The sequence below is a fragment of the Bacillus sp. FJAT-25509 genome, from assembly GCF_001420605.1.
Lineage (GTDB): Bacteria > Bacillota > Bacilli > Bacillales > Bacillaceae_G > Gottfriedia.
Genome location: NZ_LJIZ01000005.1, coordinates 35,631 through 56,957 on the forward strand (window position 1 = coordinate 35,631; position 21,327 = coordinate 56,957).

At 35.0% G+C, this 21,327-nt stretch carries 11 protein-coding genes; 9 read left to right on the top strand and 2 right to left on the bottom strand.

Annotation, left to right across the window (positions count from 1 at the left end; genetic code table 11):
* Positions 1 to 2: 2 nt before the first annotated feature.
* The 3 genes from yycJ (at position 3) to rlmH (ending at position 1,604) form a co-directional block, all read left to right on the top strand.
* The gene (gene yycJ, locus AN960_RS04000; RefSeq protein ID WP_056467200.1) at positions 3 to 797 is read left to right on the top strand and encodes an exodeoxyribonuclease YycJ; all 795 of its coding nucleotides are present in this window, start codon (positions 3 to 5) and stop codon (positions 795 to 797) included.
* A gap of 76 nt (positions 798 to 873) precedes the next feature.
* Positions 874 to 1,065 carry a CxxH/CxxC protein gene (locus tag AN960_RS04005; RefSeq protein WP_056467203.1) on the top strand — a complete coding sequence of 64 codons (192 nt, stop codon included), beginning with the start codon at positions 874 to 876 and terminating at the stop codon, positions 1,063 to 1,065.
* Between the two features lie 59 nt (positions 1,066 to 1,124).
* Positions 1,125 to 1,604 (top strand): 23S rRNA (pseudouridine(1915)-N(3))-methyltransferase RlmH, encoded by a 480-nt coding sequence (rlmH, locus tag AN960_RS04010; RefSeq protein WP_056467206.1) that lies wholly within the window; start codon positions 1,125 to 1,127, stop codon positions 1,602 to 1,604.
* A gap of 236 nt (positions 1,605 to 1,840) precedes the next feature.
* Here the strand turns inward: rlmH and AN960_RS04015 are convergent, their stop codons facing one another.
* Both AN960_RS04015 and AN960_RS23880 read right to left on the bottom strand, forming a co-directional pair.
* Complete coding sequence (locus tag AN960_RS04015; protein ID WP_056467208.1) at positions 1,841 to 2,161, bottom strand: hypothetical protein; 321 nt, start codon at positions 2,159 to 2,161, stop codon at positions 1,841 to 1,843.
* A gap of 497 nt (positions 2,162 to 2,658) precedes the next feature.
* Positions 2,659 to 4,146 (bottom strand): DNA/RNA non-specific endonuclease, encoded by a 1,488-nt coding sequence (locus AN960_RS23880; RefSeq protein WP_082459359.1) that lies wholly within the window; start codon positions 4,144 to 4,146, stop codon positions 2,659 to 2,661.
* A gap of 468 nt (positions 4,147 to 4,614) precedes the next feature.
* Between AN960_RS23880 and AN960_RS04025 the strand changes: the two genes are divergently transcribed.
* The 6 genes from AN960_RS04025 to AN960_RS04050 all read left to right on the top strand — a co-directional run bounded on the left by AN960_RS04025 (position 4,615) and on the right by AN960_RS04050 (position 21,286).
* Positions 4,615 to 5,301 carry a response regulator transcription factor gene (locus AN960_RS04025; RefSeq protein WP_056467211.1) on the top strand — a complete coding sequence of 229 codons (687 nt, stop codon included), beginning with the start codon at positions 4,615 to 4,617 and terminating at the stop codon, positions 5,299 to 5,301.
* Positions 5,276 to 7,357, top strand: a complete 2,082-nt coding sequence (locus AN960_RS04030; protein ID WP_056467214.1) for a sensor histidine kinase — start codon at positions 5,276 to 5,278, stop codon at positions 7,355 to 7,357. The genes AN960_RS04025 and AN960_RS04030 overlap by 26 nt, the downstream gene beginning before the upstream one ends.
* A gap of 105 nt (positions 7,358 to 7,462) precedes the next feature.
* Positions 7,463 to 8,971: a WD40/YVTN/BNR-like repeat-containing protein gene (locus AN960_RS04035; RefSeq protein ID WP_056467217.1), complete on the top strand. Its 1,509-nt coding sequence runs from the start codon at positions 7,463 to 7,465 to the stop codon at positions 8,969 to 8,971.
* A 447-nt stretch (positions 8,972 to 9,418) separates the two neighbouring features.
* Positions 9,419 to 17,461 (top strand): S8 family serine peptidase, encoded by an 8,043-nt coding sequence (locus AN960_RS04040; RefSeq protein ID WP_056467219.1) that lies wholly within the window; start codon positions 9,419 to 9,421, stop codon positions 17,459 to 17,461.
* Between the two features lie 673 nt (positions 17,462 to 18,134).
* The gene (locus AN960_RS04045) at positions 18,135 to 19,634 is read left to right on the top strand and encodes a malate:quinone oxidoreductase (protein WP_056467220.1); all 1,500 of its coding nucleotides are present in this window, start codon (positions 18,135 to 18,137) and stop codon (positions 19,632 to 19,634) included.
* Between the two features lie 401 nt (positions 19,635 to 20,035).
* On the top strand, positions 20,036 to 21,286 hold the full coding sequence (locus AN960_RS04050; RefSeq protein WP_056467221.1) for an ABC transporter substrate-binding protein: 1,251 nt from the start codon (positions 20,036 to 20,038) through the stop codon (positions 21,284 to 21,286).
* Positions 21,287 to 21,327: the final 41 nt, after the last annotated feature.

Genomic DNA, 21,327 nt, shown 5'->3' on the forward strand with positions numbered 1-21,327 from the left:
CGATGAGTCTGCATTTTAGTGTACTTGCAAGTGGAAGTACCGGAAATGCGTTATACGTTGGGACGGAGAAAACTAAGCTTTTAGTTGATACAGGACTGAGCGGTAAAGCGATGGAGTCTTTATTTAAAGATATCAACAGGGATATAAAAGAAGTTTCCGGCATTCTAGTCACGCATGAGCATAGTGATCATATTAAAGGACTTGGAGTTCTTGCCAGAAGATATCAAATCCCAATTTACGCGAATGAAAAAACATGGAAAGCAATGAACCATTTAATTGGAGAAATTCCAACAGAGCAAAAGTTCATTTTTAACATGGAAACGACGATTCAGTTTGGGGATATTGAAGTTGAATCATTTGGTGTATCACATGACGCTGCTGAACCAATGTTTTACGTATTTCATCATAACGAGAAAAAATTTGTTACAATTACGGATACAGGCTATGTAAGTGATCGAATGAAGGGAATCATTTCTAACGCAGATATGTACATTTTTGAAAGTAACCATGATGTTGAAATGCTACGCATGGGTAGATATCCATGGAGCATTAAACGTCGTATACTAAGCGATGTTGGTCACGTATCAAATGAGGATGCTGCACTTGCAATGTCTGATGTAATTGGAGATAAAACAAAACGTATTTATCTTGCGCATTTAAGCCAAGATAATAATATGAAAGAGCTTGCCAGAATGTCTGTTACACAAACATTAGAGGGAAAAGGATTTGAAGTTGGGATGCAATTTGAAATTCATGACACGGACCCTCAAAAACCAACAGATATAGTGTATGTATAAAACAAAGCGCATACTTAAGGGGAGAGTTTACTTTCTCCTCTTTTTTTTGTGCTAAAAAAAAAGGAGCTGTGCATAAGTGGAAAAAGTAATTTTAAGTTGTGATGAGCATATAGAATGGGCTCTCGATGATTTTGTGGATAAGTATAGTGAAACACCCCTGTTGAATAAAGTCGAAAAAACGCATAATATATCCACAACCTGTGAATATTGTCAAAATGATGCCATATATATTGTATCGAACATAGATTCCCCCACTAAATGTGGATAGAAATTGTGGGTATGTGGATAACTTTTGTGTATAACTTGTTCGTAAAGTGAGGATATAGTGTGAATATCTCAATTATCAGTGTTGGAAAGTTAAAAGAGAAGTATTTAAAGATGGGGATCGATGAATACATAAAACGATTATCGAGTTATGCAAAAATGGATATACTCGAAGTTGCGGATGAGAAGGCTCCAGAAAATTTAAGTGATGCAGACATGCTAATCGTGAAAGAAAAAGAGGGCGAAAGAATTTTAAGTAAAATAGCCGACGACGCTTATGTTATTGCATTAGCAATTAAGGGGAAGGAACATACGTCAGAATCATTAGCAAAAAAACTCGATCAACTAGCTACATATGGAAACAGTAAAGTAGTCTTTGTAATAGGTGGCTCGTTAGGTTTAAGTGATGCTGTAATGAAAAGAGCGGATGATACTTTGTCATTTTCAAAAATGACTTTTCCTCACCAATTAATGAAATTAATTTTGGTGGAGCAGATCTATAGAGCTTTTCGTATAAATAGGAATGAACCATATCATAAATAAGTGGAAAATAGAAAGGGACTTCAATGAGTCCCTTTTCTCTTTATCCGTAGGATTTTGCTTGTCCAAACCCAAACCAAATTAAAGATTTAAAAGTAGAAACAACTATTATTAATGGTGAAATCGATCAAGAAGAACAATTATTGAAAACTTGATATATTATAGTTTGCACACAACGTTTGTCCAGAACTTAGGGACGATAAAAAAACCCCTAGTTTTACTAAGGATTTGAAATAATTTTAATTATGATAAACGCTTGATTTAGAATATACAAGTTCATAGTATTGAGACATTTCTTCTTCTGTTATATTGTATTTTCTTTGAATTTCATTGTGTTCTTCCAATAAATTTTTTGACCATTTCATTGATTGTCTATCTGTTATCTTACCACTCTTTAGTAACATTTTATTTTTTGCAAATTCTGACCTAAATTTCAGTTCGAATTCTGCAATTTCTATGATTTCTTCAGGAGAGTGTTTATCTTCGTTACGGCTAGAAGTGCTATTCATTTTTAGTATTATACCAATTATTACAATTACAATTACAATAAACCATACCACAATATCACCACCTTTCATTTTCATAATATCATGTATAAATAATTAATAGTTAAAACTATTTAAAAATTTAAACACCTTAAATTTTTTGTATTTTCCACAATCTAGTATATTGCCAGAAAACCATTTAATGATTTACGAAGATGAAGCAGAAAGATTAGATATGAAAAAAGATGACAGAATAGAAGAATTTAACTTTTCATGTGAAATTTCCACCAGTGGAGGGGGAGACATTTTACGGAAAAATTTGTTAAGAATATCGTTTAACAGCCCTCATTCAAGAGTATCCATCCTAATAGTGAGGAAACGATTGTAGGAATAGAAGTATACTGGTGATTTCTTACAACCTAATAAATTTCATTTAGATACGTTACGGTGAGCCGTATCATAAATAGGGTCAGTTTATTAAATAAAGAAGGGAATGTGTACCAAAAGTTTTTTGGAACACATTCCCTTTTCTTTATACTCGATCTGCTTATTATTTATCAGTAAATGAAGATTTAATTTGTCGGACCATTGTCAACGCTAGCTTCAATGGCACTTTGAATGCTAGCAGGCACCGAAGATAAATAGTCATAACCAGTCATAGACTCAATTGAATCTACACTTACCCTGTAGTAGCTCCACGGGTGGCTTGAAGCTGTTTGATCATTAGGTAGTACTACAGCTATTACTCTCGTAGAAGCTGTAACTCGACTTAAATCATTATTCCCATTAGGCAATACAACGATCACTTTCCATGTTTTTGCTGGTACGACAACACCATTCCCAACAGTAGTTTTATATCCACTAGACCCAGTACCTCCAGATCCATAACCCCCAGATATTACATATAATTCGTTTCCAGCTGATACAAGTGAACGACTATATTCCTCTAAATTTGCCCAAGTAACCTCGTTGTTATTTGGAGCTTGAGGAATCATATTGCTCATTAGAAAAGTTGCAGAATTGTTAGCAACCGTAGATGTACGGTCAGCCGATGGACACATGTGACCACGATCAAATCCACTTCCCGAAAATTCACTAGCAGTCACTTGATACCACCCTGACGGTAATGTTGTATCGGTACGGAAGTCATCCTGTCGAGATGTACTTCCAAGATCAGAAGAACCGACATGCCAGCTAACCCAGTTAGGCTCATGCTTGCTATTGTTGTAGGATAAATCGTACTGAGGCTTAACCATTAAATAATTATTAGAATTAGATACATTATTTGTAGCACCACTTGGATTCCCCAATCCGATATGATCATTATCAGTGCCAGGTTGTGTTTGTGTTGTAGGTTCAGCCATAGAAGACGAATTTTGAGGTGCTAGACCACTTGTTATCACAAAGTCGTTAGCGTTATTATTCGTATCCCAACCATTACCTTGACCTTGAGTAGTTCCACCAATATTGTCTTTACGTTCAGTACTTGTCGTAGCAGAAAGAGTACCAACTGGAGTAGTTTCTGAATCGTTTGCAGAGCCGAAACCAACGAAATCAACAACGTTTGAATCTGTCGAACCTGATACCGCTGTAGTAACTTTTGCTAGAGCAACTTTTCCACTGCTTGCACTTAAGTTGATCGTACCTGTCACATCTGCAGTTGGTAGATCAACAGTTCCACCACCACCACTTGCTTCTTTAATTAAATAATACTGATGTGATCCAATACTACCTGTTAAATTTGTAATGCTACTGAATGTACCAGTTGAAGATGCATATTGGATGGACCAACCAGATAAGCTAATACTTGAATCTGTAGGATTATAAAGCTCAATATAATCATTTTTGTAGGAAGAACCGCTATTACCTCCACCACCATAAACTTCACTGATGACAACATGAGTTCCCACAGCAGCCTGCGCAGGTTTCGTAAAAAAGTTACCTAAAGTACTACTAAAAAAAACTAAACTAGAACAAACGAGGAAGGCTGTCTTTCTTTTTAAATTTTTCTTGATTGTTTTAGATAAAATTGTATTTTGTACCGTTCGACCTTCTAGCATTGAATAAAAACCTCCTACTAATTTTTGAAAAAATACCGATAGACTAATTGAAACAACTCAAAAGTAAGTACTCGATCCTTTCGTTATTTATGCTTGGGGGGAAAGTAAGATAGTAGGTGTCCTAAAGATAGAGTTCTAGTTGAGGATTCTTGCGATGCTCTGCCTTAAATATGTATTGCTTATCTTGCCTAATTCCACAATATCATATTTTTTTCAGAAAAATTTAAAATATTTGTAAATAACTATCTATCTTTTGTTTAGTACATTAATGTTTATATCCGTTTAATCCAATAAATAATTCTTTAGAAACTGACATCTTTTTTATTACTGTTTGCGGGTAGACAACATTATTAAGAAAATCTTAAGATTTACATTGAGTGGTTATTAAGATTTTATTGATATCATCCTCTTAATATAAAAAATAAAGAGGTGATACAATTTTGAAAAAGGTAAATAGGAGAGAGATACATGAACATATTAGTTTGTGATGATGATCAGTCAATTGTAGAGGCTATTTGTATTTATCTAGAAAATGAAGGATATAGCTTGTTCAAGGCTTATAACGGAGTAGAGGCCCTAGAGACTATCGAAAACAAAGAAATCCATCTCATTATTATGGATATTATGATGCCTAAACTAGATGGAATTAGGACTACGATGAAGATTAGAGAAAATTATGGGGTGCCTGTTATTATGCTCTCTGCGAAGTCTGAGGACTCCGATAAGATTTTAGGCTTAAATTTAGGAGCAGATGATTACATAACAAAGCCATTCAATCCTCTAGAGCTAATCGCACGAGTTAAATCACAACTGCGGAGGTATACGAGCTTAGGCAGTCTTGAAACTAAGAATAGTTTATATCGTAGTGGAGGGCTTGTAGTCGATGATGAAAGCAAAATCATTACAGTTGATGGAGAAGTTGTTCATCTTACTCCAGTTCAGTATAAGATTGCAAAGCTTTTAACTGAAAATGCAGGTAGAGTATTTTCGATTGAAGAAATTTATGAAAGAGTATGGAATGAAACAGCTTTTAATCCCGAAAATACAGTATCTGTCCATATTCGAAAAATTAGAGAGAAAATCGAAATAAATCCGAAAGAACCAAAATATTTGAAGGTGGTGTGGGGAGTTGGATATAAGGTCGAGAAAATATAGCCATTCACTAACTGTAAAAATAATTGGATTTACGCTAGTCGTTTTATTTTTTTCAGGCATACTTAAATCGATTGCAAATGTGTCGACTTTAACTGACGATGATTTTGGAATAGTCTTTGAAGATAATTATTTTCTAAGTAAGTCCTATATGTTGGAAGTTGAGCCTATTTTAAGTAGCTTGAATCAATTAGTAAGTGAGTATAAAAGTGAAGAGAATATTTCAAAGGGTGGAACAATTAGCACAGAGGATATGAGATCAATTGAAGAATCTTTATATCCTGACTTCACTGAGAGGTCAAAAATATATAATCCAAGCTTAAGCGAAGAAGAAAATTTTAAAAATTTTAAAGAAGCTTATGCAAAAGAAATTGACCAAGCGAAGAATCAAATGATAACGGATGAATTAAAACGATATCAAGGGTTAATGCAAACTTTAGCTGAAAAGAAAGATTTATTATATTATGCCAATGACGGCGTGAATGAATTTACAAATAACACGCTAAAAGGTCAATTCAAAGAGAACCCTTCCTATATAACTTATAAAAATTATAAAAAAGAAATTTATCCATCAACGATTGAAAAGAATAAACACTTTAACTGGATTACTGAAGATTTAGATCAGTTAAATGCAAAAAACATGGAAATATCAATAGCGTTCACGCAAGATGCTTTGGATCAAAAAATAAAAGAATGGAAAGAAAATAAGTCAATTGCAACGAATGCATTCATTCTGTTTATAGGTTCTTCTATCGGATTTTTACTATCTTTCGCATACTTAGCACTTATTATTGGTAGAAAATCATTCAATGACCGAGAGCTACATTTAAATGTAATAGATAAATTATTTAATGACTTAAATGTTCTATTGTTAATGGCTCTCATCGCCTCTTGGGTAGCATTAGTGGACACGCTAACAATTGATGTTTTAAGTATGTTAGTTTTCTTCCTTTCGATTCTATTTTTTATCGTGGCACTAACGCTGGTTTTATCTATTATAAAGCATATTAAAAATAGAACACTGTTAAAACATACATTAATCTATCTTTTATTAAGTAATTTTTTTACATTTATTAAAAACGTCTATAATAGCGGTAGTAATGGTGTTAAAACGGTACTACTTGTTGTTGGCTATCCAATCGCAATTGCGATAACATTTTTTATATTCCCAATCACGATCGGCTTTGCGGCGTGGTTTGCGTATAAACAAGTAAAAAAATTCAATGCGATTAAAGAAGGAGTCGAGCAAATAAAAGCAGGCGATTTCCACCACCGTATAGAGGTAGATGGGAAAGGTGAGATTGCAAGTCTTGCTAGTAATATAAATACCATTACAGACGGTTTGAAAACAGCCGTTAATCGTGAACTAAAAAGTGAGAGGATGAAAACGGAGCTCATCACTAATGTATCACACGATATAAGGACACCACTGACGTCAATCATTACGTATGTTGATTTATTGAAAAAGGAAGAGGACCCTCTTAAAATACAAGAATATGTAGAAGTTTTGGATCAAAAATCGCAAAGATTAAAGCTATTGACTGATGATTTATTCGAAGCAGCAAAAGCATCTAGCGGAACGATTCCTGTTCACCTTGAGCGTATAGATATTTTATCGTTATTAACCCAGGGTTTAGGTGAAGTTAACGCAAAAGTAGAAGCTTTAGATTTAGCATTTAAAATAAACCACCCCCAAGATAAACTCTATGTTGCAGCGGATGGAAAGCTATTATGGAGGTCTGTTGAGAATTTATTATCAAATATATTCAAATATGCACTTAGAGGATCAAGGGTATATATTGATATAGATGATATGGGTAATGATATACTTCTAACCTTCAAAAACATTTCAGCCTATGAGTTAAATATTTCAGCTGATGAACTGATGGAACGATTTAAAAGAGGCGAGGAATCGAGAACTAGCCAAGGAAGCGGTTTAGGTCTTTCAATAGCGAAAAGTCTAATCGAAATTCAAAAAGGACAGTTTTCAATTCAAGTTGATGGTGATTTATTTAAGGCGATGATTAAAATACCTAAACATAATAGTTTGATTTCTTAAGATTTAGCACTCCTTTTTTCAAAAAGGAGTGCATTTTTAATTTTTTAAGATAAAACAGTAAATCATGAATCATGCAGAAATCTAGGAAAACAAAGTATACTTATCATGGACGAATTGAACGACTTAATTCAATTAAGGGGGAAATACATATTGAGGGGAAAAGTAAAAAGAATACTTAAATCATTATTAACAAATCCGATTTTCTTAATTGGATACTGGATTTTTGGGCAAAAATTAGCTTCAATATGCAAGTACGGAAGTCTCAATAAAAATCTACCGATCTTAATATTGAGCGTGGTCATTTTACTATCGACTATATTATTTACTACAATAAAAGCTGTAAAAAATAGCGAATATAAATCTAACAAAATAACTAATTTAAAAGCATGGAAATATATATCTATTATCTTGTTTGTTTCAATTACATTATTATATGGAGTGAACATATATAAAAGTGGAACAAATTATAATGGTAAACTCGCATGGTATATAGAACGATTAAAAAATCAAAGATCAGTTAAATTTGAACATAACAATGTATATAACGATGGCGTAAAAGGTATTTTTGACGATATAAATAAGAAGCATTCTATGCCTAAAAAATTATTTATAGTAAATAATTTTTCAATTAAATTTAATTCAGATGGAACAATTACATCCCTTGATACTTTTGTTTATGGGAAGAATGATCATGGTAAAGTAGAAAGCTTTCTAATAACTTATGATAAAAATAAGTCAGAAAATATTACAATATATTTACACGGGTATGCTGCTCCTAATTATAATGACGACAAACTGTTAGAACCTTTAATTGAAACTACTAATGTAATTCCAATTAAAAAAGCAGTTAGCAAATGGAATGAAAATCAATATGGATTGATCTATTACGGTAAAAGAAATTGGGGATACAATTTAAATGGAATCATTAATATTGATAAGGATGGAAGAGAATATAGTCCGGAAACAGCAAGTAATGAAATCATTGGCTATACAGTATCCTTATTTGTCCCTGGGATGGAAAAAGAAATTACACCTGCTAGATATAACTTAATAGGTGATCCAAATTGGAGTAAACCGTCTACTACTCCAAGTCAAGCTACTTCAGATGAGAAGAAAAACGAGCAAACTAATACAAATGAACAGTTTTTTCAAACTAAAGAAGTTGGTTATAAACTAAATGTTGCAGATAAAGCTTTGGGAAGTACATTTTATTCATTAAGCAAAACGACAGACGGTGGAAATACATGGACAGTTATAAATAATGACCCATACAGCGGAACTGTCGGAGGCGCCTCAGGAATTGTCTTTTTAGATGATAAGCTCGGATTTTTAGGAGCAGTTAATCCTTCCGGTAATGAAGGAGCCTTATACCGCACAGATGACGGAGGCAAAACTTTCAAAAAAATAAACTATATACCTCATGAAGTAAAGTTGAATAATGGACAGTCTATAAAACCTTTTGATACACCAAGTATGCCTTATATGATGGGCGGAGTTTTAAGTATGTTGGTTGGACAAGGTTCAGATGGGGATTATAACGGGAATAGTAGCGAGCTGTATCAATCAGTGGATAAAGGGCAAACTTGGAAATTTGTCCAGGAAATCAGAAAATAGATCAGATTAGAATGTAGAAAGATCTCTCAAAAAATGAGAGATCTTTTTTTGTGTTCTTAGCTTGTGAGTAGAAATAAAATCACAAGGGAAAAAGCTGAAAAGGATTAATAAACACTATTTTAATCCAAAAAATGTAAATATTGAAAATTTGTAGAATGACAATTCACATATTCCCCCAAATCCATTCCTATAAAATATCATGTAAAACAATGGAAAAAGGAAGATTGCTCCAAATTTTTAACAAAATCTGACAAAGTTCTTTCTTTGATTTACGCTAAATTTCCCCAATTTACTGTCCTTATAAAGCCCAATTATAATGAAGAATGGCAATTAATTTGTCGTAAAATTTACAAAACTAAAAAAATTCTGTTATTAGGGAGGAGAATTGGTTAGGGGGATAGAGTTTTTACGCTAAATATTAAATTAAAGAAGGGGAATGAGAAAGGTATGGGCCATCGTAAAATGAAAAAGATGGTCATGTCAACGTTTCTTGCAACTTCCACACTGCTAGGATACACAGTTCCGGCATTTGCTATGACAGGTGGAACAACTGCAAATGATAGTAAAGCTGTCCAATTTGACAGTAATAGTAAACTTGACTTGACTCAAACGCAACAATTAACGAATTTATACATGCAGAAACTTAAGTTTGATCCAAAACTACTAGATTCATCAGATCAGTTAGACCTGATTGTCCAATTTAATGTTGATCCAGCCCCAATTCAAATGCAAAATCAACAGAAGAATGCATCTTCTGGTAAACTTTCTGTTAATCAAGAAAGCACACCTGCTGTTACGTTGGAAAGTGCTCAAACAGAAGTAAATCAAACACACAGCAACTTTAAGTCCTTTGTTGGTAGTATGTCAAAATCACTAAAAAGTGCTGGTGAAACTAGTTCAATTAAAATAGGAAGAGAATATACACAGGTATTTAACGGATTAGCTGTAAAAATACCAAAACAAGCACTTAATGATCTGTTGGCACTACCTTACGTAAAGGGTGTCTATCAAAACGTTAAATATGCTCCAATTCCAGCTTCACAATCAATCGGTATTCCAGCAAGCGTAACAGGTGACGGAAAGATTTCTGATCAAAAAACAAATCCAAATTTATTACCTACTATTCGTTCAAATCGTTCTAACATACAATCAGCAAGTAGTACTTCAGATAGCTCTTCCGTATCAGAAAAAACAGATAATATGCAGTCTGGGACAGTTCCGCCTCCTGGTCCAGAAGGCCCGCAATCTGGCGAAACAGCAGTTCTTGACTGGTTGAAAATACATGATCTACAAAATGAAAACATCACAGGGAAAGGCATAAAAGTCGGTGTTATTGACACAGGTCTTGACTATAATCATCCAGATCTTGCTGGAGAATATCAAGGCGGTAAGGATTTTGTAGACAATGACAATGACCCGATGGAAACGGTATATTCTGACTGGTTGGCTGCAAAGAATGCTAATGATGCACTTCCATCTTATCAACAAGATCCAAACTTTCCAACAGATTATCATAATTATATTACTTCTCATGGAACTCACGTAGCTGGAACAATTGCAGGTCAATCAAGAAGTAGTTCTCCTTATGCAGTTAGAGGAGTTGCACCTGAAGTTCAGTTATATGCTTACCGTGTATTAGGTCCTCACGGTGGTACAGATGAAGCAGTTATGGCAGGGATTGAGCAATCTTATAAGGATGGGTGTAAAGTAATTAATTTATCACTTGGTGCATCTTATAATGATTCATTGTCTCCTAATGCTGTTGCAATTAACAATATTTCTGACCTGGGCGTAACTGCGGTTATTGCTGCCGGTAATTCTGGTCCAGGTGCTGGAACAGTGGGAACTCCAGGGGCTGCAGCAAAGGCAATAACGGTGGGCGCAATTGCTACACCTACCCAAGTTCCAACGTTTGACATCCACTCATATGGAGCAACAGGGGAAGATTCATTTGCGATTACAAATACACGTTTAATCGGAAAGGATTTCTCGGAATCGAATTCAAAGCTTAGTGGATCGACTCAGTATGATATCGTAGATGCTGGATACGGTACACCTGCCTGGTATGATGATCTTCGTAACAAAAAAATTGATGTTAAAGATAAAGTTGTTCTTGTCAAGCGTGGTGCTGCATCTATGGACCTTCTAATGATGTATGCGACTAATGAACATGCTAAGGCCATGATTGTGTGGAATCCATCAGACAATGATGCTCTTCTATTTGATGATCAAGGGTATTATCCATTTTATTTTGGTTCGAAGGGTAGTACGGTTTATACTTTGCAAATAGGCAAAAATGATGGAACAAAATTCTATAATGCTTTTAAGGCCGGTACGATTAAGAAAATATCTGTATCGAATGCTGGAAATTACACAATGCCAGGGAATTCACTTGCTAGTTTTAGTTCTACCGGTCCTGTTACAGGTTCATTAGCAATTAAACCTGATGTTGTTGCGCCAGGTGTAGATATTTTCTCAACAGCTCCTTATGATATATGGGAACCAGATAACAAAGATTATTCATATAATTACCAAACAATGTCAGGCACATCAATGGCTACTCCGCATGTTGCAGGTATGGCAGCATTGATTTTATCAGCTCATCCAAACTATAAGCCTGAAGATATCAAAGTAGCACTGATGCAGACTGCTGATGCTATAGACTCACAAAAAAGTTTATTCCAAATCGGCTCTGGTAAAGCCGATCCATATCAAGCAGTTCATTCTGATATGCAATTTAAAGTAAAGGATTTTATTCAATCACGCTCGTCAACGGATGATTCATCAAGTTCAAATATTATTAACGTAGCAAATACAACAGGTTCATTTTCGTTTGGCTATACTGCTCGCTCAGAAGATGGTTCTGTTACAAAAACAGGTGATTTATACATTACTAACAATGGTACTGCTACTAAAACTTTCAACTCATCAAGCGCTTTCTTTAAGGATGCTTTCTTAACAAATGGAAAAGATGGTGAGGCAGAAGGTGCGAAAATTAGTATAAGTGATGTAGTATCGCCTACAACGGAATTAAAATCAATAACTGTTCCAGCAGGAGGAACGGTTCATCTTACAGTAAAATTCACTGCTCCTGATTCAGCTGCAAGTGGATTTTATGAAGCATATATAAACTTTATTAATCCAGATAACCCTAATGAAACATATCGTTTGCCTCTTGCGATTAACGTTCAAAGTAGAGGTGTTGATTTCAGGGTTCAAAGAAAAGCAATAACTCTTGCTGGGAAGAAAAACTTTAATCCTAATACATATGGAGTAATCCCATCATCATGGGCTGAACTTAGAGTAAAAAGTCAAGTTGACCCTTCCTATGGAATTAGACTTTATGTAATGGATTTAGCTGGAAAAAATTATATTGGTTATATCTCTACTATTAGCACAGCGAACATTAGTCAAGGTAATTTAACGTATGTACCTTTTTTGAATAACGGACTTTACTATCCTTATAGTGCACCTATTTCCAAGGATGATCCTAACCTGTCTGTGAAGCTTACACAACAATTATCGACGCAAAAGGTAGTAGATGAAGGCGGATACAATATACAACTTAGAGCATTAGATGCTTCAACAGGTAAGCTTTATGAACAAAACAGTACTGTTTATGTTGATAATACACCACCAACATTACAGATGGATAAAGGCAGTGAACCAGGCATTTATGAAATTGATGCGGATGGTCCTACAACGGACGGAGCTTTGAAATGGTTCTCAGGAAAAACTTACGACTCAAACGTTGATTATATGAAGGATACTGGTAAAGAAACAGCGGTTCCTGCACCACCGAATTATGACACGGATACGAAAGTTAGCCAATCTTTAGGTAAAATTGATGGTATGCTTGGTGATTCCACCGAAGCTCCGTATGTCAATTACTTCTTAACTCCTAATGAAGACGGAACATTTAAGTTTGGTGTATCCAAAGAGGATCTCGTGAATACGAGTGCAGACCCTAAGAAGGAAATTTATGGGGAAATGTTCAGATTTTATCCAGAAGACTACTCCTTCTCCGGAAACATGGATACTCAGGCAAAATATTATTACTTTGTAAAAAAAGGAAATGAATATGTAGTTGTTAGATACTCGCGTCTAGATTCACCAGGATCGACAACGTTAAATGGGGTTGACCCAGCTTTCCTTACTGACAAAACATTAGTTTCGAATGGCGATAACTTTAAATCAACTCTATCAGTGAAATATCCTAAAAACCTCGTTGGTGGTAAATTCTGGATAAGTAAACTTGACTATGCAGAATTAACAGATGTTGATTTTAGTGATCAATATAAAGCATTTTTAGCATCTAAAGGAATTACTACTGAGAAAAGTTGGATCCATAAAGATTTCGATATAAATGGTGATTATATCTTCAGTTTCAATCTTCCACAAGCTGTTCAAGCCCAAGGTGTATTGAATACAGAGGATACAAAGAGTGGTGGAGTGGCACAGGAAATGCCTCTGATTGATTTAAAAAGTAAAGTAACGAACGATGCTGGATTAGATACAATCTATCCACAGTGGTCTGCTCTTTTACCGATGATTACAACGTATAAAGATGGTGAGAACGGAACTGATCGTGTCCCTACTTTCCAAGATAAATTCCTTTACGTTAGAGGTGGTGCGTATGTAAGCGGTACCATTAAACCGGAAGGCTTCCAAAATTATGCGACAGCTAATGTATTTGGAAGAACAACCCCAGTAACAGCTGATGGATCAGGTATCGAAATAAAATTTGAAGATTCTAATACAGGTGGTATTACTAAATCAATACCAATTGCTCAAGTTCCAACTGGCGGTGCAAATAGTTTAAATCTGGGGATCGTTCAAACTGGCTTATTTACAACAAGTCTTCCAATGCAAGCAGGTACTAAGCCATACAATGTTACAATGAAAGTACCAGGGCACTTCACTTACTATGGAAGTTTATCAATGACTAGCTCAGGACAATTTGGCTATTCAGCAGGAGGAAATTATTCTGTTAATGGTTCTGTTATGCTTGCGGGTGACGTAAATGGTGATGATGTAATTGATATGAAAGACATTGAGGCAGAAAGTACTGCATACAATGATTTTGTTGCAACACCATCAACTTATACAAGGGTAGCTGACTTTAACTTTGATGGCTCAATTGATTATTCTGATTTTGAATATATCATCAAAAACATCGGTAAATATAATACAACTGCTCCGAATGCAGACACATTAGCAGGAAAAATTGCAACGACTACAAGTAAGAATATTTCTTTAACAGGATTTAATACGATACCAAGTGGTTCGGATCTAACTGCATTTAACACTGTTATTAAACCTGTACCATATATTAAAACAAGTGACAGCAATGCTTTTGTAAATTACGGTAAAGTAAATCCTTTCCAATTATTCTCTATTAGTTACAAAACTCCAGATTTCAATGGAGCTTCAACAATTGCACAAATTGATGATACAGCTTGGAGAAATGCAGTGGATGGACCTGGAGGACAAATCTTAATTGATGGTATTGATCGTAAGTCATCTACGAATATCTATAATGGTGTATCAACGAATTCAATTATTGATAAAGTTGTTTCTAATAAAGGCCAATATGAATTTGATCCAACATTATTCGCAAAATCTGGTGTTCACACGATCGTGTTCAAAGCTCCAGGCTATATGGATCGCGTTATGAAATTTAAAATGCAAGATGGTGTCGGTAATAGCTTTACATTAACTGCCCCAAATAATGTTAATACAATTGGTAAAGCTTTAACATTTAGTCGAGCAGATGGTACAGGTTCGACAGCTGCACACTATCGTGATATTTGGCAGCCTAATATTACTTCAATCACTTTGACGGATCCGAAGGGAAATGTTGCAAAAGTCTTCAGAGGAGATGAACTTGCTGCATTATTTAATCAAGTAACGCCGGCAAATGCAACAACATTTAATTTTACAATTCCAGCTGGGGTTTTCTCAATACCATCGTTTGTGGATTCAAATGGATTTAACAATGATTGGAAGATTGAGATTGCAGCGGATAATTTCGCAACTTATTCATTCTCACAAAGAATTAATGCGTTCTCTGCACCAACATTGACTGCTGAACCAAATCGATACTTTAATGATAGTAATTCAAATCCAATTTCAATTGGAGTTGGAACTACTAATGATACACAAGCTTGGAGAGATGCGATTACAGCTATTCAAGTTGGTGGTATTACGATTAATAGAGCCGACTTTGAAACGAATAATATAACAGTAGGAGCTCCTGGAACACCAATCAAGATTGATAAATCACTAATTACAGTACCAGGAAGCATAGCAATTAGTGTTATTGCAGCAAATTATCAAACAGTGACTGTTAATCAATCCTTCTATAAACAAGGAATAACGCTTACTAGTCCAGCAGGTACTATTTATGCAGGGAAGGACTTAGTAATGACGTTTAATCCAGGTACAACTTCATCTGATTGGATTTCTGCAGTGAAATCCGGAGGGGATATTAAATTTGGTACCTCATCTTCACCATCAATAAAAACAAAAGTGATTATTGATGAAAATGCTGGAATATTGACTATTCCGTATGATTTGGTGAGAACGAATGGTGGAGCAGCTGTTTCAAAGAGTTTAATCGTTACAGCTCCAGGTTATGCTGACGTTAACTTAAATAATACAATTACACCTCAAACAGCACCTGCTATTACGCTTTCTGCACCGGCAGGAACACCGCAGTTTGGTGATAAATTAACTTACTCAATTAACGGTTCGGATAATCCACTGTGGAGAAGTTCAATTTTACTTGCAGCAACATCAGATCAATCAACAGATAATGGTGATGTTACAATTCAGTTATCATCGGCTACATCAGTAAAACCTTTTGTAACAACATCTGTATCAAATGGCACAGGAGTTGTATCAATTGATGGAAATGCAACACAATCGAATACAGCAGCAGGTAACAAAACTGTTAAGTTCATATCACCTTACTTTACACCAATTACAATTGCGCAACCATTTAATCAAAGAACAGCACCAACGCCTGTTTTAACGCCAAGTGGTGTAGGTAAACAAGTGATTATGACTGTTCCTAAAAATGATGAAAACATGAGATGGGCAAATGCTACAAAAGCAGTTACAGGTGATATTTCAGTAGGAGGCGTATCTGTTAAGTCGGATGCGACAATCTCTTCAGATGAAAGTAAAATTACAATTACGTTGCCAGGCACTGCATTCCCAGCAACTGGTAATGTTGATGTTAAATTCAAAGCGTATTGTTACCCAGATACAACAGTAACTCAAGTAGTTAAGAGCAATCCGCCAGTGTTTGCTTCAAAAATAGCATATATTCAAGAAGATACACCGATTACTGTTACTCACGATCAGGATTCAGCGTGGATGACAGCGAATCCAGTTGTTTCATTAAATGGAAAAGTAGTTGATCCAAGCAAGTATACTATTACAGATAAAGACCTTACATTTACTGACAGATCACTGTTCAAAGAACTAGGTGATCATGAATTTACAGTTACTGCGCCTGGTTATATTGACACTTCATTTACTGTTATCATAAGTGATGATTTGTCACATTTGATTTCAGCAACATCAGACAGCAATGGAAAAATTGATCCAGACGGCTTCACTTCAGTGAAACATGGATCTAATCAAACGTTTAAATTCACACCGAATACCGGTTTTGAGATTGGAAGCGTTAAAGTTGATGGACAAGAAGTAACAGCAACAAATGGAGAATACACATTTACAAACGTAACGAAGAATCATTCAGTCGATGTGACATTTAAACAAATCGTTCATATCTTTACGGCAACAGCTGGAACTAACGGAACGATTAGTCCAAGTGGTAGAATTACTGCGAATCACGGAACAAACCAAACGTTTACGATTACACCTTATGACGGTTTTGAGGTTGCAACGTTTAAAGTAGACGGAGTAGATGCACAGTTAATGAACAATACGTACACATTTACGAATGTTACGAAAGATCATACGATCAATGTAACGTTTAAACAAATCGTACACACAATCACAGCTTCAGCTGGAAGCAATGGCTCAATCAGTCCAAGCGGAAATGTATCTGTAAATCATGGAAAGGATCAAACATTTACGGTTACACCGAATAAAGGCTATGAGGTTGCTACATTTACTGTTGATGGTGTGAATGCAAATCTTACAAATAACTCTTATACGTTTACAAATGTAACAAAAGACCACACGATTAACGTAACGTTCAAGAAGATCGTTTACACAATCGTAGCATCGGCTGAAGGTAATGGAACGATCAGCCCTAGTGGAATACTTTCTGTGGATCAAGGAGCAAATCAAACTTACACTATTACACCTGAGAAGGGTAGTTATGAGGTAGCAACATTTAAAGTAGACGGAGTAGATACAAAACTTACAAATAATACTTACACGTTTACGAATATAAATAAGAATCATACAATTAGTGTAACTTTCAAACATAAAGGAAATAGTGGGAAGTAACGGCACTACTAGCCCAAGTGGCAAAGTTTCAGTAATTGAAGGAGAAAGTAAAACGTTCAAGAAAATCTAAGTGTCGTTATACAATTAGAAAATATATTTTTTCGAATGAGGAATAAAAGGGCTTATTTTGAGTCACATCAGGCTGTCGAGACCTTCTCGGCAGTCTGTTTTTTGTGTACAAATGAATATTAATAGGAGTAAAATTAGACTATGTATTAGCCAAAGAATAATTTAAATTTTGGGCTCATTAAATGATTCCAAAATAATAAGCAAATCATTCCTTTCGTTATATTCTTTTGTACGCAAGATAATATTAAAATAAGCGCTTACTATAAAAGTGTCTAGTTCATTAAGTATGAATGCTTTAGAATTTATTTTTCTAAAATAAGGACCTTAATGATAGATTTTTAACTTTTTTACATTCTTTAAATAGTTTATAATTATCAGATAAAGAAAAAATTTTTTTAGGGCAATTAGTAATAGAAATATACTATTAATTGGATATAATTAAATAGTGATATACTATTATTAAAAGATGGTTTAAATGTGTTATACTATTAATAAGATATAATTGAGACAGAAAAGGTGTGTTCCTAGGTGGTGCCTTGCTTTTTGTGACACCTAAGCAGGAAAACCTACTTTTTTGCAAATAAAGGGGAAAAGGAAGGTTATTATGAGCAACAGACAAACTAGAACAGACATTATCTTAATTGGTGCTGGAGTCATGAGCGCGACTTTGGGATCATTACTAAAAGAATTAGCACCGGAAATGGAAATTAAAGTATTTGAGAAATTAGAAAAAGCAGGGGAAGAAAGCTCTAATGAGTGGAATAATGCAGGTACGGGACATGCTGCATTATGTGAGCTTAATTATACATCAGAAAAAGCTGATGGATCGATTGATATTAGTAAAGCCATAAAAATTAATGAACAGTTTCAACTTTCAAGACAATTTTGGTCATATCTTGTAAACAACGACTTGATTCGTAATCCACAGGACTTTATCATGCCAATTCCTCATATGAGTCTAGTGCAAGGTAAAGAAGATGTGGAATTTTTAAACAAACGATTTGAAGCGCTTTCTAACAATCCTCTATTTAAAGGAATGGAATACTCAGAGGACGCAAAAAAGCTGAAAGAATGGATTCCGCTAATCATGGAAGGACGCACATCTAATGAACCAATAGCGGCAACAAAAATAGACTCAGGAACGGATGTAAACTTTGGCGCTTTAACACGTATGATGTTTGAGCACTTAGAGAGCAAGAATGTCGAGATTAACTATAGACATAATGTTGAAGACATTAAACGTACTAGCGACGGCGGGTGGGAAGTAAAAGTGTATAATATGAGCACTGGAAATATTGATTCCCACATTGCAAAATTCGTATTTATCGGAAGCGGAGGAGCTAGTCTACCTTTACTACAAAAAACTGGTATCCCTGAGTCAAAACATATTGGAGGGTTCCCTGTAAGTGGACTATTCTTAGTATGTAAAAATCAGGAAGTTGCAAAGCAACATCACGCAAAAGTATACGGAAAAGCTAAAGTTGGTGCACCACCAATGTCTGTTCCGCATCTTGATACAAGATATATCGATAACCAAAAGTCATTATTATTTGGACCTTTTGCTGGGTTCTCACCAAAGTTCTTAAAAACAGGTTCAAATATGGATCTGATTAGTTCTGTAAAACCTAATAACGTCATGACTATGTTAGCTGCAGGCGTAAAAGAGATGTCATTAACGAAATATTTAATCCAACAAGTCTTATTATCGAATGAAAAACGTATGGAAGAATTACGTGAATTTATTCCAAATGCTAAGAGTGAGGATTGGGATATCGTAGTTGCTGGTCAACGTGTACAAGTTATAAAAGACACGCCAGCTGGAAAAGGAACACTTCAATTCGGTACTGAAGTAGTTAGTGCAGCTGATGGTTCAATCGCAGCATTACTTGGAGCATCTCCAGGTGCTTCAACAGCGGTTCATGTAATGCTTGAAGTATTAGAAAAATGCTTCCCCGGGCATATGATGGAGTGGGCTCCAAAGATTAGAGAAATGATCCCTTCATTTGGCTTATCTCTAGAAGAACATCCAGAGCTTTTAGAGGAAATTCAAGCTTCAACTTCAAAAGCGCTTGGATTAAATGAAAAAGAGCTAGCTTATAGTTAATATTTATAAATAGCATAATAAAGTAAGGAACCTTCAATTGACTTTGACTTGAAGGTTCTTTTTGCTGGGACAGGGAATAAGTGGATAATGACTAAATAACGAATAGTATGACGAATCATGTCGATTTAAATTTTTTGAAAAATTAAAAAAAAGTGTTCAGGATTTAAAAAAGAGGTGATATACTACTTACAACTGGTAATGACATCATTACTAAATGGTTATTGAAAGTGAAATAGGGGTGATGAAACTTTTATATTAGAAAATTAAACATTTTTTGTAAGCCTTTACAAGTTAACTGGTAATAACATCATTACAACGTATTCGTGAAGTTTTAAGGTGTCATTAGAGAAACTACTCGATTGAAAGGCTATTAAACTTTTAAGAGAAAGAAGGGGAATGGGATGAAAAAGTGGCTTATTTTGCTACTAACCTTGGCTTTAGGCTTACTAGGATTGGCTGGATGTGGTAGCAGTGATACATCGGGGGATGCAAAAGATGGAAAGGTTGAAATTACTTACGGTTATTGGGATAAGAAGCAAGTTCCTGCGGTTGATGAAATTATAAAATTATTTAATGAAAAGTACCCTAATATTAAAGTGAAAACGGAGCTTACTCCATATGCACAGTATTTCCAAAAGCTAGAAACAGCTGCTACAGGAGGAGCATTGCCGGATGTTTTTTGGATGAACGGGGCTCATGTAGTCCAATATGCGGAAGGCAAAGTAATTGTCCCACTTAGTGACTTAGCATCAAAGGATAACTATAGTCTAGACAATTATCCTAAGTCATTAGTCGATCTTTATACAGTTGACGGAAAACTTTATGGTATCCCAAAAGACTTTGATATAACTGGATTTTGGTATAACAAAAAGATTTTTGATGAAGCAGGTATACCATACCCAGATGATACTTGGGATTGGAATAAGTTAAAAGAAGTAGCAAAGAAACTTACAAATAAAGAAAAAGGTATTTATGGTTTTGCTGCTTTAATGGGTAACCAAGGCGGATATTATGACTTCATTTGGCAAAATGGTGGACATATTATTTCCGATGACGGCAAGTCGGTCGGATTTGATCAACCTGAAGCAATTGAAGCACTTAAATATAATATTAGTTTTATAAAAGAAGGCTTGTCTCCAACACAAGCTCAAATGACGGAAACAGCACCATCAGAGTTATTCTCTTCAGGAAAAATTGCAATGATGTTTGATGGACCTTGGATGGTTCCAGAGTATAAGAAAAATCCAGATTTAAATGTAGCTGTTGTACCAAAAGGAAAACAACGTGCAGTTTCTATTCATGGATTATCAAATGTAATTGCGGCGAATACGAAGCATAAAGATGCTGCTTGGAAGTTTGTTCAATTCCTTGGTTCTAAAGAAGCAGCAGAAGTGTATGCGAAAACTGGTACAGTAATCCCTGCTTACAACGGTACACAAGATGCTTGGCTAAAAGCTGTTCCAAATTTAAATCTTCAAGCCTTTATTGATGGAGTTGACTATTCAGTTCCACTACCTAGTGTGAAAAATACAGGCGAAATCTGGCAGTATGAAACAGATATCTTGAAAAAAGCATGGAGTAATGAAGAAAGTGTTGAAGATGCTGCAAAAGAATTAACGAAAAAGGCAGACGAGGCACTAGCTAAGAACTAAAAAAATGAAGAGAAGAAGCTCTCTAAGGTCTAGAATGACTT

Bases quoted from the DNA above. Each gene is read 5' to 3' on its own strand.
- yycJ (WP_056467200.1), top strand. From the start codon at position 3: ATGAGTCTGCATTTTAGTGTACTTGCAAGTGGAAGTACCGGAAATGCG.
- AN960_RS23880 (WP_082459359.1), bottom strand. From the start codon at position 4,146: ATGCTAGAAGGTCGAACGGTACAAAATACAATTTTATCTAAAACAATC.
- AN960_RS04025 (WP_056467211.1), top strand. From the start codon at position 4,615: ATGAACATATTAGTTTGTGATGATGATCAGTCAATTGTAGAGGCTATT.
- AN960_RS04035 (WP_056467217.1), top strand. From the start codon at position 7,463: ATGGACGAATTGAACGACTTAATTCAATTAAGGGGGAAATACATATTG.
- AN960_RS04040 (WP_056467219.1), top strand. From the start codon at position 9,419: ATGGGCCATCGTAAAATGAAAAAGATGGTCATGTCAACGTTTCTTGCA.
- AN960_RS04045 (WP_056467220.1), top strand. From the start codon at position 18,135: ATGAGCAACAGACAAACTAGAACAGACATTATCTTAATTGGTGCTGGA.
- AN960_RS04050 (WP_056467221.1), top strand. From the start codon at position 20,036: ATGAAAAAGTGGCTTATTTTGCTACTAACCTTGGCTTTAGGCTTACTA.